The 13,127-nt window shown below is 77.2% G+C and carries 13 protein-coding genes; 11 read left to right on the plus strand and 2 right to left on the minus strand.

The features are described 5' to 3' along the window. Positions 1-150: 150 nt before the first annotated feature. The 10 genes from K1J50_RS09130 to K1J50_RS19080 all read left to right on the plus strand — a co-directional run bounded on the left by K1J50_RS09130 (position 151) and on the right by K1J50_RS19080 (position 10,841). Positions 151-1,374 (plus strand): LL-diaminopimelate aminotransferase, encoded by a 1,224-nt coding sequence (locus K1J50_RS09130; RefSeq protein ID WP_220117405.1) that lies wholly within the window; start codon positions 151-153, stop codon positions 1,372-1,374. After that, the gene (locus tag K1J50_RS09135; protein WP_220117406.1) at positions 1,371-2,663 is read left to right on the plus strand and encodes a homoserine dehydrogenase; all 1,293 of its coding nucleotides are present in this window, start codon (positions 1,371-1,373) and stop codon (positions 2,661-2,663) included. The genes K1J50_RS09130 and K1J50_RS09135 overlap by 4 nt, the downstream gene beginning before the upstream one ends. A gap of 57 nt (positions 2,664-2,720) precedes the next feature. Next, positions 2,721-3,728 carry a class II fructose-bisphosphatase gene (gene glpX, locus K1J50_RS09140; protein ID WP_255575119.1) on the plus strand — a complete coding sequence of 336 codons (1,008 nt, stop codon included), beginning with the start codon at positions 2,721-2,723 and terminating at the stop codon, positions 3,726-3,728. Positions 3,729-3,810: 82 nt separating this feature from the next. Continuing rightward, positions 3,811-5,601 (plus strand): single-stranded-DNA-specific exonuclease RecJ, encoded by a 1,791-nt coding sequence (gene recJ, locus K1J50_RS09145; RefSeq protein WP_220117407.1) that lies wholly within the window; start codon positions 3,811-3,813, stop codon positions 5,599-5,601. A 426-nt stretch (positions 5,602-6,027) separates the two neighbouring features. Further along, positions 6,028-6,753: a lysophospholipid acyltransferase family protein gene (locus K1J50_RS09150; protein ID WP_220117408.1), complete on the plus strand. Its 726-nt coding sequence runs from the start codon at positions 6,028-6,030 to the stop codon at positions 6,751-6,753. 91 nt (positions 6,754-6,844) lie between these two features. After that, positions 6,845-8,236 carry a 3-deoxy-D-manno-octulosonic acid transferase gene (locus K1J50_RS09155; RefSeq protein WP_220117409.1) on the plus strand — a complete coding sequence of 464 codons (1,392 nt, stop codon included), beginning with the start codon at positions 6,845-6,847 and terminating at the stop codon, positions 8,234-8,236. An 8-nt stretch (positions 8,237-8,244) separates the two neighbouring features. After that, a complete protein-coding gene (gene lpxK / locus K1J50_RS09160; protein ID WP_220117410.1) occupies positions 8,245-9,234 on the plus strand; it encodes a tetraacyldisaccharide 4'-kinase in 990 nt (329 codons plus the stop codon). A 109-nt stretch (positions 9,235-9,343) separates the two neighbouring features. Further along, positions 9,344-9,856: a copper chaperone PCu(A)C gene (locus K1J50_RS09165; protein ID WP_220117411.1), complete on the plus strand. Its 513-nt coding sequence runs from the start codon at positions 9,344-9,346 to the stop codon at positions 9,854-9,856. A 54-nt stretch (positions 9,857-9,910) separates the two neighbouring features. Then, positions 9,911-10,129 (plus strand): hypothetical protein, encoded by a 219-nt coding sequence (locus tag K1J50_RS19430; protein ID WP_220117412.1) that lies wholly within the window; start codon positions 9,911-9,913, stop codon positions 10,127-10,129. A 565-nt stretch (positions 10,130-10,694) separates the two neighbouring features. Beyond that, the gene (locus tag K1J50_RS19080) at positions 10,695-10,841 is read left to right on the plus strand and encodes a hypothetical protein (RefSeq protein WP_255575120.1); all 147 of its coding nucleotides are present in this window, start codon (positions 10,695-10,697) and stop codon (positions 10,839-10,841) included. 22 nt (positions 10,842-10,863) lie between these two features. Here K1J50_RS19080 and K1J50_RS19085 read toward each other — a convergent pair whose 3' ends face one another. Together K1J50_RS19085 and argH are read right to left on the minus strand one after the other, a co-directional pair. Further along, on the minus strand, positions 10,864-11,025 hold the full coding sequence (locus tag K1J50_RS19085; protein ID WP_255575133.1) for a hypothetical protein: 162 nt from the start codon (positions 11,023-11,025) through the stop codon (positions 10,864-10,866). Beyond that, positions 11,022-12,443, minus strand: coding sequence for an argininosuccinate lyase (gene argH / locus K1J50_RS09180; protein ID WP_369413561.1), 1,422 nt, complete (start codon positions 12,441-12,443; stop codon positions 11,022-11,024). The genes K1J50_RS19085 and argH overlap by 4 nt, the downstream gene beginning before the upstream one ends. 17 nt (positions 12,444-12,460) lie before the next feature. Here argH and K1J50_RS09185 point away from each other — a divergent pair, with 17 nt between their 5' ends. Further along, positions 12,461-13,054: a TlpA disulfide reductase family protein gene (locus K1J50_RS09185; RefSeq protein ID WP_369413562.1), complete on the plus strand. Its 594-nt coding sequence runs from the start codon at positions 12,461-12,463 to the stop codon at positions 13,052-13,054. Positions 13,055-13,127: the final 73 nt, after the last annotated feature.

Consider the following 13,127-nt stretch of genomic DNA (forward strand, 5'->3'; position numbering starts at 1 on the left):
CCCGCCGCCGCCCCGCCCCCGCCGCCGCGCGACCTGCTCGCCCCCGGCGCCGCGCCGCCGCCTCCGCCGCCGCCCGATCTGCTCGCCCCGCCTCGCGGCGGATGACGCTCCGCGGTATGGTCGGCGTCCCATCGCCGTGAGCCCTGCCCGATGACCGAGGAATTCCACCGCATCCGCCGCCTGCCGCCCTACGTCTTCGCCGAGGTGAACGCCGCCAAGGCGAGGGCGCGCGCCGCCGGCGAGGACATCATCGATCTCGGCATGGGGAACCCGGACAGCCCGACGCCGCCGCACGTCGTCGCCAAGCTGGTCGAGGCGGTGCAGGACCCGCGCACGCACCGCTACTCCGTCTCGAAGGGCATCCCCGGGCTGCGCAAGGCGCTCGCCGGCTACTACGCGCGCCGCTTCGGCGTCACGCTCGACCCGGAGACGGAGGTCGTGGCCACCCTCGGCTCGAAGGAGGGGCTGGCGAACCTGGCGCAGGCGATCGCCTCGCCGGGCGATACCATCCTGGTGCCGAACCCCTCCTACCCGATCCACCAGTTCGGCTTCATCATCGCCGGCGCCTCGGTGCGCTCGCTGCCCTGCACGCCCGACGAGGCGATGCTGCGGGCGATGGACCGCGCGGTGCGCCATTCGGTGCCGAAGCCGACGGCGGTGATCGTCAACTTCCCCTCCAACCCGACCGCGCTGCTCGCCGACCTCGACTTCTACAAGGAGCTCGTCGCCTTCTGCCGCCGGCACGAGCTGTTCATCCTCTCCGACCTCGCCTACGCCGAGCTCTACTTCGGCGACCGCGTGCCGCCCTCGGTGCTGCAGGTGCCGGGGGCGAAGGAGGTGACGGTGGAGTTCACCTCCATGTCCAAGACCTACAACATGCCGGGCTGGCGCATCGGCTTCGCCGCCGGCAATCCGCGCCTGATCGCGGCGCTGGCGCGGGTGAAGAGCTACCTCGACTACGGCGCCTTCACCCCGATTCAGGTCGCCGCCGCCGCTGCGCTCAACGGGCCGCAGGATTGCGTCGAGCAGATGCGCAGGCTCTACCGCGAGCGGCGCGACGTGCTGGTGAAGGGGCTGCGCCAGGCCGGCTGGGAGGTGCCGGCGCCGGAGGGCAGCATGTTCGTCTGGGCGCCGATCCCGGAGCGCTTCCGCCACCTCGGCAGCGTCGAGTTCGCCAAGCTGCTGCTCGCCCGCGCGAAGGTCGCCGTCTCCCCGGGCCTCGGCTTCGGCGAGCACGGCGACGAGCACGTCCGCATCGCGCTGGTCGAGAACACGCAGCGCATCCGCCAGGCGCTGCGCGGCATCCGCGCCTTCCTCGCCGGCGACAACGCGGGACCCGCCGAGGCGCCGCAGCGGGAACTCACCGACGCATGACCCGCCCGCTCGCCGTCGCGGTCGCCGGCCTGGGCACGGTCGGCGCCGGGGTCCTCGCGCTGCTGCGCGAGAACGCGCCGCTGATCGCCGCGCGCGCCGGGCGGCCGATCGCCGTCACCGCCGTCTCCGCCCGCGACCGCGCCAAGGACCGCGGCGTGCCGCTCGCCGGCCTGCGCTGGTACGAGGACCCGGTGGCGCTCGCCGCCGACCCGGGCGTGGACGTGGTGGTGGAGCTGATCGGCGGCAGCGAGGGCCCGGCCCGCGCCCTGGTCGAGGCCGCCTTGCGCGCCGGCAAGCCGGTGGTCACGGCGAACAAGGCGCTGCTCGCGGTGCACGGCGCGGCGATCGCCGGGCTCGCCGAGGCGCGCGGCGTGCCGATCGCCTTCGAGGCCGCGGTGGCCGGCGGCATCCCGGCAATCAAGCTGCTGCGCGAGGGGCTGGCGGCGAACCGCATCCGGCACGTCGCCGGCATCCTCAACGGCACCTGCAACTACATCCTGACCACGATGCGCGAGCACCGGCGCGAATTCGCCGAGGCGCTCGCGGAGGCGCAGCGGCTCGGCTACGCCGAGGCCGACCCCTCCTTCGACATCGACGGGGTGGACGCGGCGCACAAGCTCGCGATCCTCGCCGCGCTCGCCTTCGGCCGGCCGGTGGACCTCGCCGCGGTGCATGTCGAGGGCATCCGCGAGATCTCGGCGCTCGACATCGCGCTGGCCGAGGAGCTGGGCTACCGGATCAAGCTGCTCGGCATCGCGAGGCGCGAGGAGGGCGGCATCTCCACCCGCGTCCATCCCTGCATGGTGCCGGCGGCGGCGCCGATCGCGCGGGTGGACGGGGTGTTCAACGCCGTGGTGGCGGAGGGCGACTTCGTCGGGCGCATCGTGATCGAGGGGCGGGGCGCCGGCGCCCGCCCGACCGCGAGCGCGGTGGTCGCCGACCTGATCGACCTCGCGCGCGGGCGGCACACCCCGGTCTGGGGCGCCGCCAACGGCGCGCTGGACACGACGCCCGCGGTGCCGATGGAGCGCCATGTCGGCGCCTACTACCTGCGCCTGATGGTGGTGGATCGCCCGGGCGTGATCGCCGACGTGACCGGGGTGCTGCGCGACCTGCAGATCAGCCTGGAATCCATGCTGCAGCGCGGCCGCGCCCCGGGCGAGGCGGTGCCGGTGGTGCTGGTGACCCACGACACCGAGGAGGCGGCGATGCGCGAGGCGCTGCGGCGCATCGCCGCGCTCGACGCGGTGCTGGAGAAGCCGGTCCTGATCCGAATCGAGCCTTTGTAGGCTCCCGCCTCCGGGCCGTTCCGCGCTAGTCTGCGCCCCGATTCGGAGGACGCAGCCATGGCCGAGACGAACGACGCCGGCGCCCCGCCGCCCGGCATGGTGGTGGATCGCAACCTCGCCCTCGAGCTGGTGCGGGTGACCGAGGCCGCGGCGCTGGCCGCGAGCCGCTGGATGGGCCGCGGCGACAAGAACGCCGCCGACGGCGCCGCGGTGGACGCGATGCGCCGCGCCTTCGACACGGTCGCGATCAGCGGCACCGTGGTGATCGGCGAGGGCGAGATGGACGAGGCGCCGATGCTCTACATCGGCGAGAAGATCGGCCTCGGCGGGCCGGAGGTGGACATCGCCGTGGACCCGCTCGAGGGCACCTCGATCACGGCGAAGGGCGGGCCGAACGCGATGGCCGTGGTGGCGCTCGCGCCGAAGGGCGGCTTCCTGCACGCGCCCGACATCTACATGGACAAGATCGCGGTCGGCCCCGGCCTGCCGCCGGGCGTGGTGGACCTCGACGAGACGCCGGAGAGGAACCTGCGCGAGCTTGCCAAGGCCAAGAAGACCGACATCTCGGACCTGGTCGTCTGCCTGCTCGACCGCGACCGGCACAAGGAGAAGATCCGCGCCATCCGCGCCGCCGGGGCGCGCATCATGCTGATCCCCGACGGCGACGTCGCCGGCGTGGTCGCGGTCTCGCAGCCGGAGACGGGGGTGGACATGTATCTCGGCTCCGGCGGCGCGCCGGAGGGGGTGCTGGCGGCGGCGGCGCTGCGCTGCATCGGCGGGCAGATGCAGGGCCGGCTGCTGTTCGAGAACGAGGAGCAGATCGCGCGCGCCCGCGCGATGGGCATCACCGACCCGAACCGCAAGTACGAGCTCGAGGACATGGCGCGCGGCGAGGTGATGTTCGCCGCCACCGGCGTCACCACGGGCGCGATGCTGCGCGGCGTGCGGCGCTTCGCGGGCGGCGCGATCACGCATTCCATCGTCATGCGCTCGAAGTCGGGGACGGTGCGCTACATCGAGGGGCACCACAACTTCGCCACCAAGCCGCGCGCCTTCGTCTCGTGAGCGCCGCCATGGCGCCCGGCGCAGGGGCGGAAGGCCCGGCCGCGGCCGGCGGCGCGCCGCGGCGCGCGGGGGGCGGCGCGTGATGGACGGCCTCGACGCGGCCGCGCCCGTGCTCGGCGTCGCCCGCAGCGTCACCGGGCGGCGCTGGGTCTGGCGCCTCGGCGACGCGCGCACCGGGCTCGGCATCGCGCAGCGCCTCGGTGTCGCCGAGGTGGTCGGGCGGCTGCTCGCCGGCCGCGGCGTCGGCGTCGAGGACGCCGGGCACTTCCTCGAGCCGACGCTGCGCGTCCTGCTGCCCGACCCCTCCTCGCTCGCCGACATGGACGCCGCTGCCGACCGCCTGGCGCGGGCGGTGCGCGCGGGCGAGCGGGTCGCGGTGTTCGGCGACTACGACGTGGACGGCGCCTGCGCCGGCGCGCTGATCGTGGGCTTCCTGCGCGACCTCGGCTGCGAGGTGCTGCCCTACGTCCCCGACCGGCTGAAGGAGGGCTACGGCCCCAACGCGCCCGCCATCGCCGCGCTGTGCGACGCGGGCGCGACCCTGATCGTCTGCGTGGACTGCGGCATCGCCGCCCACGCGGCGCTGGAGGCGGCGCGCGGGCGCGCCGACGTGGTGGTGCTCGACCACCACAAGGCGGAGGGGCCGCCGCCGCCCGTCCTCGCCGCGGTGAACCCGAACCGGCTCGACTGCCGCTCCGGCCTCCGCCACGTCTGCGCCGCGACGGTCGCCTTCCTCGCCGCGGTCGCGACGGTGCGCAGCCTGCGCCGCGCCGGCTGGTTCGCGCGCATGGGCGAGCCGAACCTGCTCGGCCTGCTCGACCTCGTGGCGCTGGCGACGGTGTGCGACGTGATGCCGCTGACCGGCCTCAACCGCGCCCTCGTCGCGCAGGGGCTGAAGGTGATGGCGCGGCGCGAGCGGCCCGGCATCGCCGCGCTGCTCGAGGTGGCGGGCAGCCGCGACGCGCCGACCGCGCACACCCTCGGCTTCGTGCTCGGCCCGCGCATCAACGCCTCCGGCCGCATCGCCGAGCCCGATCTCGGCCTGCGCCTCCTGCTCTGCGACGATCCGGTCGAGGCGCGCGCCATGGCCGAGCGGCTCGATGCGGTGAACCGCCGCCGCCAGGAGGTCGAGGGCGAGGTGCTCGGCGCCGCCTTCGCCGAGGCGGAGCGCCAGGCGGAGGCGGGCCGGCCGGTGCTGCTGGTCTGCGGCGCGGGCTGGCATCCCGGCGTCGTCGGCATCGTCGCCGGCCGGCTGCGCGAGCGGTTCAACCGCCCCGCCTGCGTGGCCGGCCTTGCGGGCGGCATCGCCAAGGGCTCGGGACGGTCGGTGCCGGGGGTGGATCTCGGCGCGGCGGTGATCGCGGCGCGCCAGGCGGGGCTGCTCGAGACCGGCGGCGGCCACGCCATGGCCGCCGGCTTCTCCTATCTCGCCGAGCGGCAGGAGGCGGTGCACGCCTTCCTCAGCGAGCGGCTCGCCCACGCCGCCGCCCTGCCGGCGGCGGCCGATCTGCTGGTCGAGGGCGCGCTCGGCGTGCCCGCCGCCACCGCCGACCTGGCGCGGGAGGTGGAGCGCCTCGCCCCCTTCGGCCCGGGCAACGAGGAGCCGGTCTTCGCCATCGCCCGCGCCCGCGTGGTGCGCGCCGACCGCGTCGGGCGCGAGGGCGCGACGGTGCGCGCGATCGTCGAGGGCGAGGGGGGCGGGCGGCTCAAGACCATCACCTTCCGCGCCAAGGATGGCCCGCTGGCGCAGCTCCTGCTCGCCGGGGACCGCGTGCCGCTGCACCTGTGCGGGCACCTGCGCGCGGAGCGCTGGAACGACGAGGTGACCGCCTGCCTGCAGGTGGTGGACGCGGCACCGGCTGGCGCACGATGAGGTTCCTCGCGCGGCGGGCGGCGCCCAGAGCGGATCGCGGACGGCCGGGGACAGCCGGGAGCGTGGATCCGCTCGACAGACGATGCGCCGGCGCCGTTGCCGCGAGCCCGGCCGAGCGGAAACGGCTCTAGCCGGGCGGGGGCGGCGCCGGCCGGGGCTGCGGGCTGGGCCACCGGGCCGAGGCGCGGCCGTGCGGCAGGGCCCGCGGCGCCCCTGCGGCCGTGCGCCCCCGGCCCCGTGGCGGGCGGTGCGGACCGGTCCGGCCTCTCGCGCTGAACCGCCCGCGCCGCGCCGGTTCGCCGCGGCCGCCCCGACCGCCGGCGGCGATCGCCGCGCCGCCGCCTCGCCTCACATTTCCGCGAGCGAGCCCGTTTCGTCGCCGCGCGGGGCGTGCTAGGGCAGGGGCCGCGTGATGAATCGCCCCCGATGCTCCGGCGGCTGACCCGCCTTCCCGCGGTCCAGGCGATGCTCGCCTGGCTGCTCGGCCACTATCTCGCCCTGGTGATCCGGACCACGCGCTGGTCCGTGGTGGGCGGGGGGCACGGCCTGCCCTTCCTCCGCTGCCGCACCCCGGTCGTGATCGCCTTCTGGCACGAGCGCCTGGCGGTGGTCCCCGCCTTCGCGGTGCTGGCGCGCCGCCTGTTTCCCGGGGCGGGCATCCGGCCGCACGTGCTGGTCTCGCGCCATCGCGACGGCCGCTTCATTGGCGCGGCGGTCCGGCGGTTCGGCCTCGCGACGGTGCACGGATCGTCCTCGCGCGGCGCCGCCGCCGGCGCGCGCGCGCTGGTGCGCGCCCTCCGCGCGGGCGAGATCGTCGCCATCACGCCGGACGGGCCGCGCGGCCCGCGCCGCGTGGCGGCGCCGGGCGTGGCGCAGCTCGCCGCGGTCTGCGGCGTGCCGGTCCTGCCGGTCGCGGCGGCGACCTCGGCCCGGCGCATCCTCGCCCGCACCTGGGACCGCATGGTGTTCCCGCTGCCCTTCGGCCGTGGCGTGCTCGCGATCGGCGCGCCGATCGCGGTGCCGCGCGACGCGCCGGAGCGGGCGTTGCCGGCCATCGCGGCGGCGCTGACCGCCGCCTGCGACGTCGCCGATGCCGCCGTCGCCGATCCGGTGGCGCATCCGGCCACGCCCTGGCGGAGCGTCCTGCCGTGAGCCCGGCCGCCGTGCCGCGGCCGGGCCAGGGGGGCGGACGGGCGGCCCGGGACGTTGTCGCGCGCTCCGCGCGCCGCGGCGGGCGGCGGCGATGACCGGGCCCGCCGCGCTCCTGTGGCGGGCGGCCGGGACGCTGGCCGCGCCGCTGCTGCCCTTCTATCTCCGCCGCCGCGCCCGCGCCGGCCGCGAGATCGCCGAGCGCCTGGCGGAGCGTCGCGGTGTCGCGGGCGGGCCGCGCCCGCCCGGGCGGCTGCTCTGGATCCACGCGGCGAGCGTCGGCGAGACGCTCTCGGTGCTGCGCCTGATGGACGCGCTCGCCGCGCGGCTGCCCGACCTCGCCTTCCTGGTCACGACCGGCACCGTGACCTCGGCCGGGCTGCTCGCGCAGCGCCTGCCGGCCGCGCTCGCGCCGCGGCTGCTGCACCGTTTCGTGCCGCTCGACGTGCCGGCCTGGACGGCGCGCTTCCTCGATTCCTGGCGTCCCGACGCCGGCGTGTTCGTCGAGAGCGAGCTGTGGCCGAACCTGATCGCCGCGGCGCACGCGCGCGGCATCCCGCTCGCCCTGGTCAACGCCCGGCTCTCCGCCCGCTCGGCCCGGCTCTGGGGGCGCGGCGCGCCGGGGCTGGCGCGCGCGCTGCTCGGCGGGTTCCGCCTCGTGCTGGCGCAGTCGCAGGCCGATGCCGAGCGCCTCGCCGCGCTCGGCGCCCCGCGCGCGGCCTGCTGGGGGAACCTGAAATACGCCGCCGACCCGCTTCCCGCCGACCCGGCCGAACTGGAGCGGCTGCGCCGGCTGACGGCCGGGCGCGAGATCCTGCTCGCCGCCAGCACCCATCCGGGAGAGGAGGTGCTGGCCCTGGTCGCGCATCAGCGCCTCGCCGCGCTCTATCCGCGGCTGCTGACTATCCTCGTGCCGCGCCATCCGCAGCGCGGGGAGGCGGTGGCGCTGGAGGCCGACGGGCTGGTCGGCCGCGACGCCGAGGCGCCGCGGCTGCGCGTGGCGCGCCGCGCGGCGGGGCAGGAGCCGGGGCCGGGCACGGTGGTCTATGTCGCCGACACGCTGGGCGAGCTCGGCCTGTTCTACCGGCTCGCCTCGGTCGCGCTGGTCGGCGGCTCGCTGGTCCGGCACGGCGGGCAGAACCCGCTGGAGCCGGCGCGGCTCGGCTGCCCGATCCTGCTCGGGCCGCACACCTGGAACTTCGCCGAGCCGGTGGCGCGGCTGGTGGCGGCGGGCGGGGCGGTGCAGCTCGCCCCGGGCGCGGACCTCGCCACCGCGCTGGCCCGCGAGGCGGCCGCCGTGCTAAGGGACCCTCACCGCGCGCGGGCCATGACGGCCGCTGCCGCCGCGGTCGCCGCCGATCAGGCCGGCCTGCCGGCCCGCATGGCGGAGGCGCTCGCCGAGGCGCTGCTGCTGTCGCCGCGACCGTCGTCGGTCGCGACGGAGTCGGGGCCGGTCCCGGCGGCGCAGGAAAGGGAGAGGGACTGACCGAGCCCATGCGGGCCCCCGAGTTCTGGGGCGGGGACGGCAAGGGAATCCTGCCGACGCTGCTCTCGCCGCTGGCCAGCCTGTATGCGGCCGCGACCGCGCGCCGCGTCGCCCGTCGCGGCTGGCGCGCGCCGGTGCCGGTGATCTGCTGCGGGAACGCCACCGCCGGCGGCTCGGGCAAGACGACGGTCGCGCTCGACCTCGGCCGGCGGCTGGCGAACCGGGGCGTGGCGGTGCACTTCCTGCTGCGCGGCTATGGCGGGCGTCTCAAGGGGCCGGTGCGCGTGGACCCGGCGCAGCACGACAGCCGCGCAGTCGGCGACGAGGCGCTGCTCCTCGCCGCCGAGCGCCCGACCTGGGTGGCCGCGGACCGCGGCGCCGGCGCGCAGGCGGCGGTCGCGGCCGGCGCGCAGGCGATCGTGATGGACGACGGGCTGCAGAACCCGACGCTGGAGAAGGACCTCTCGCTGCTCGTCGTGGACGGCAGCTTCGGTTTCGGCAACGGCCGCGTCATCCCCGCCGGGCCGCTGCGCGAGCCGGTGGCGGCGGCGGCGGCGCGCTGCCGGGCAGCGATCCTGATCGGGGCGGACGAGAGCGGCGCGCTCGCCCAACTGCCGCCCACCCTTCCGGTTCTGCGGGCGCGCCTCCGGCCGGGGCCGGAGGCCGAGGCGCTCGCCGGCCAGCCGGTCTTCGCCTTCTGCGGCATCGCCAATCCGCGCCGCTTCTTCGCCACGCTCCAGGAGGCGGGGGCGGTGCTCGCCGGCCGGCTCGCCTTCGCCGACCATTATCCCTACGACGCCGGCGACATGCGCGACCTGCTCGCCGAGGCGGAGGCGCTGCGGGCGATCCCGGTCACCACGCGCAAGGACTTCGTCCGCATCCCCCCGGCCTTCCGCGCGCGCGTGACGGTGCTGACGGTGCGCCTCGAATGGGAGGAGCCGGCGCAGATCGAGCAATTGCTCGAGCCGCACGCCGCGCGGGTGCCCGTGCCGGCGTGAGCCTTTGGCCCCCGCCGTGCGGGGCGTCCGGCCGGCCCGTCTTTCGGGCCCGCCGCCCGCCCGTCCCGGACGCCGAGGTGCGCGGGCCGCAATCCGAAGGGTGATCGCCATGCGCCGCCGACTCGTTCTCAGCCTCGCTGCCGCGCTGCCGACGTGGGGGCGCGCGCCGCGCGCCCAGACCGCGCCGCCGATCGAGGTCTCCGCCGCCTGGAGCCGCGCCGCGCCGCAGGGGGGGACGGGCGCCGGCTTCCTGGTGCTGCGCAACCGCGGCGCAACCCCGGACCGCATCGTCGCCGCGAGTTCCCCCCTCGCCCGTGCGGTCGAGCTGCACACGCACATCCGCGAGGGCGACGTGCTGCGCATGCGCCCGGTGCCGGCGATCGAGCTGCCGCCCGGCGCGGAGGTCCGGCTGGCCCCGGGCGGCCTGCACCTCATGCTGATCGGCCTGCAGCGCCCGCTGCGCGAGGGGGACCGCGTGCCCGTCACCCTGACGCTCGAACGCGGCGGCACCCTGACCGTGGAGCTGGAGGTCCTGGCGGCGGGCGCGCGCGGCCCGGCGGCGTCCGCGCCGGGGGGCGGGCATGGGGCGCCCGGCGGGCATGGCGGCGTACGTCCGCATTGACGGCGCGAGGCGCTGCCGCGAGCCTGACGCCGCATCCGGAGGGACGAGGAGGCCATGGCCCGTTCCTGCCTGCCGCTGTTCGCGGCGGCGCTCGCGCTGCTCGTCTTCGCCGCGCCGGGAGCCGCCGCTGTCCGGCCCGGCGCCGCGGCGGCGGTGCGTCCCCCGACCCTGGCGCAGCAGCCGCAGCCCGATCCGCCGCGCGGTCCTGTCCCGCCCTCGCCCGCGCCGCGGCCGTCGCGCTGCCGCCCGGCGCCGGCGCCGCCGACCAGTTGAGGGCGGCCGGCCGGCGGCGCGGCGGGGACGGGCGGCAGTCGCCGCGCGCGCCATCCGCCGGCGCCCCGCGCCGCGCGTGGCGGCGCCTCAGGCCGTGGCTCGCGCCCGTCGCGCCGTGCGTCGCCATCGCCGCGGGCGGCCGGGCGACGGCGCAGGATCCGCGCGGCGCGTCGCCGGGCGTGCCGCGTCCGGGCATCGGCGCCGAGGACCCGCGCCGGCCGGTCGCCGACCGGAGCGCCGCGCCCTGGCGCGCCCTCGGGCGGGTGCAGACGGAGCTCGGGGCGCGCTGCACGGGGGCGCTGGTCGGCCCGCGCCTGGTGCTCACCGCCGCCCGCTGCCTGCGGGGACGGGGCGGGGCTGGGATGGTGCGGCCGGAGTCGGTGCACTTCCTGCTCGGCTATCACCTCGGCGGGTGGACCGCGCACGCCCGCGTGGCCGCCTTCGCCACCGGCGCCGGCTTCACGCCGCATCCGGTGCGGCCGGGCACGCGCTGGCGCTGCTGCGCGGGCCGCTGCCGCCGCACACGCCGCTCCTGCTGGCCGGATATCAGCAGGACCGGCCGGAGGTGCTGCTCGCCGGCGCGGGCTGCCGGGTCCTCGGCGTCGAGCGCCGCGCGGCGGGGGAAAGCCTGCTGGTGCACGACTGCGCCGGCGCGCGCGGCCGCGCCGTCCCGGCCGGCACGATCGGACCGGTGCCGGACGGGCCGCGCTGACGGGGGAGAGGGCGGGGCGCGGCTACCGGCTCGGATAGGTGCGCGGATAGGTGACCTGCTCGGGCGGCCCCGGCGGGCGCACCGGGCCGACGCGGCCGCAGGCGGCGAGCAGCGTCGCGGCCGTGGCCAGCAGCATCGCCGCCGCGAGCGCCGCCGCCCGGCGCCGGCGCGTCGTCGGCATCATGCCAGCCGCTCCTTCCACTCCGCCGCCATGCGGGCGACGTTCGCCGGCGCCGTGCCGCCGTAGGAGGTGCGCGAAGCGACCGAGGCCGCGACCGTCAGCACCGAGAACACCTCGGCGGTGATGCGCGGCTCCACGCTCTGCATCTCGGCGAGCGTGAGGCCCGCGAGGTCGCAGCCCTTGGCCTCCGCCATCGCCACCAGGCGCCCGGTGACGTGGTGCGCGTCGCGGAACGGCATGCGGAGCACGCGCACCAGCCAGTCGGCGAGGTCGGTCGCGGTCGAGAACCCGGCGCCGGCCGCCTCGGCGAGCCGCGCCACGTCCGGGCGCATGTCGCGCACCATGCCCTCGACGGCGGCGAGGCAGAGGGCGAGGGTCTCGGCGGCGTCGAAGACGCCCTCCTTGTCCTCCTGCAGGTCCTTGAAATAGGCGAGGGGGAGGCCCTTCAGCACGGTGAGCAGCCCGACCAGGGCGCCGGTGACGCGCCCGGTCTTGGCGCGCACCAGCTCCGCCGCGTCCGGGTTGCGCTTCTGCGGCATGATCGAGGAGCCGGTGGTGAAGGCGTCGGAGAGCCGGACGAAGCCGAAATAGGGGTTGGTCCAGAGCACCAGCTCCTCGGCGAAGCGCGAGAGGTGGGTGGCGCACATGGCGCAGGCGAACAGGAACTCGGCGGCGAAGTCGCGCGCGGCGACGGCGTCGAGGCTGTTGCGCATCGGCCCGCCGGCGAAGCCGAGGGCGGCCGCCGTCATGTGGCGGTCTATGGGGAAGCTGGTGCCGGCCAGCGCCGCGGCGCCGAGCGGGCACTCGTCGAGCCGCGCGCGGCAGTCGCGGAAGCGGCCGCGGTCGCGCGCGAGCATCTCGACATAGGCGAGCAGGTGGTGGCCGAGCGTGACCGGCTGGGCGGGCTGGAGGTGGGTGAAGCCCGGCATCACCGTCGCCGCGTGCTCCTCGGCGCGGGCGACGAGGGCGCGCATCACCGCCTCGATCTGGTCGGCGAGGCCGTCAATGGCGTCGCGCACCCAGAGGCGGAGGTCGAGGGCGACCTGGTCGTTGCGGCTGCGCGCGGTGTGCAGGCGCTTGCCGGCCTCGCCGATCGCCTCGGTGAGGCGCGCCTCGATGTTCATGTGGATGTCCTCGAGGCCCTCGTCCCAGGGGAACGTGCCGGCCTCGATGCGGCGCGCGATGTCCTCGAGGCCGCGGCGGATCGCCTCCTCCTCCTCGGCGGAGAGCAGGCCCACATGGCGCAGCATGGCGGCGTGGGCGAGGCTGCCGCGGATGTCCTGGCGCCACAGCTTGCGGTCGAAGCCGATCGAGGCGTTGATCGCGCGCATGATGGCCGAGGGGCCGGCGGCGAAGCGGCCGCCCCATTGCGGGTTGGCGAGGCTCTCGCCGCGTCCTTGGGTCGCGTCCGGACTGGTCACGTGAGGAGGTGCTTCCCGTGCTGCTGCGTCGTCCGACCCGCCGAGGGGTGATCTCGGCCCTGGCCCTGGCGGGCGGCGCCGGGACCCTAGCGGTCGCGCTGCCGGCGCGGCAAGGCCGGGCCGCCGCCCCGCAGGGCCTCGAGCGGCTGCGCGTGACCGACCCGCCGCGGCCCCTGCCCGCGGACTTCGCCTTCACCGACGCGGACGGCGCGCCGCAGACCCTGGCCCGCTTCGCCGGCCAGGGGGTGCTGCTGAACTTCTGGGCGACCTGGTGCGCGCCCTGCGTCGCCGAGATGCCCGCGCTCGACCGGCTGGCGGAGGCGCTGGCCGGGGACGGGATCGTGGTCCTGGCGCTGTCCTCGGACCGCGGCGGGCGGGAGCAGGTCGAGGCGTTCTATCGTCGCCTCGGCATCCGCAGGCTCGGCGTCTGGCTCGATCCGCGCGGCGCGGCGGCGCGCAAGGCGGGGGTGCGCGGCCTGCCGACCAGCATCCTGCTGGACCGCGAGGGCCGGGAGCGCGCGCGGCTGGAGGGCGCGGCCGAGTGGGACAGCCCGGAGTTCGTCGCCATCATCCGCGAGCTGGCCGGTCGCGCCGCGGGCGGGGCGGGCTGAGCGGCGGGCCGGGCGGACGCAGCGGGAGCGCGGCGCTGTCCATTCGCCGGGCAGGGTGCCCAGGCGACGGGCA

Origin of the sequence: Caldovatus aquaticus (genome assembly GCF_019458025.1) — a bacterium.
Lineage (GTDB): Bacteria > Pseudomonadota > Alphaproteobacteria > Acetobacterales > Acetobacteraceae > Caldovatus > Caldovatus aquaticus.

Excerpts from the sequence above, each read along its gene's own strand:
- K1J50_RS09130 (WP_220117405.1), top strand. The coding sequence starts at position 151 with ATGACCGAGGAATTCCACCGCATCCGCCGCCTGCCGCCCTACGTCTTC.
- K1J50_RS09135 (WP_220117406.1), top strand. The coding sequence starts at position 1,371 with ATGACCCGCCCGCTCGCCGTCGCGGTCGCCGGCCTGGGCACGGTCGGC.
- glpX (WP_255575119.1), top strand. The coding sequence starts at position 2,721 with ATGGCCGAGACGAACGACGCCGGCGCCCCGCCGCCCGGCATGGTGGTG.
- recJ (WP_220117407.1), top strand. The coding sequence starts at position 3,811 with ATGGACGGCCTCGACGCGGCCGCGCCCGTGCTCGGCGTCGCCCGCAGC.
- K1J50_RS09150 (WP_220117408.1), top strand. The coding sequence starts at position 6,028 with ATGCTCCGGCGGCTGACCCGCCTTCCCGCGGTCCAGGCGATGCTCGCC.
- K1J50_RS09155 (WP_220117409.1), top strand. The coding sequence starts at position 6,845 with ATGACCGGGCCCGCCGCGCTCCTGTGGCGGGCGGCCGGGACGCTGGCC.
- lpxK (WP_220117410.1), top strand. The coding sequence starts at position 8,245 with ATGCGGGCCCCCGAGTTCTGGGGCGGGGACGGCAAGGGAATCCTGCCG.
- K1J50_RS09165 (WP_220117411.1), top strand. The coding sequence starts at position 9,344 with ATGCGCCGCCGACTCGTTCTCAGCCTCGCTGCCGCGCTGCCGACGTGG.
- K1J50_RS19430 (WP_220117412.1), top strand. The coding sequence starts at position 9,911 with ATGGCCCGTTCCTGCCTGCCGCTGTTCGCGGCGGCGCTCGCGCTGCTC.
- K1J50_RS19085 (WP_255575133.1), bottom strand. The coding sequence starts at position 11,025 with ATGATGCCGACGACGCGCCGGCGCCGGGCGGCGGCGCTCGCGGCGGCG.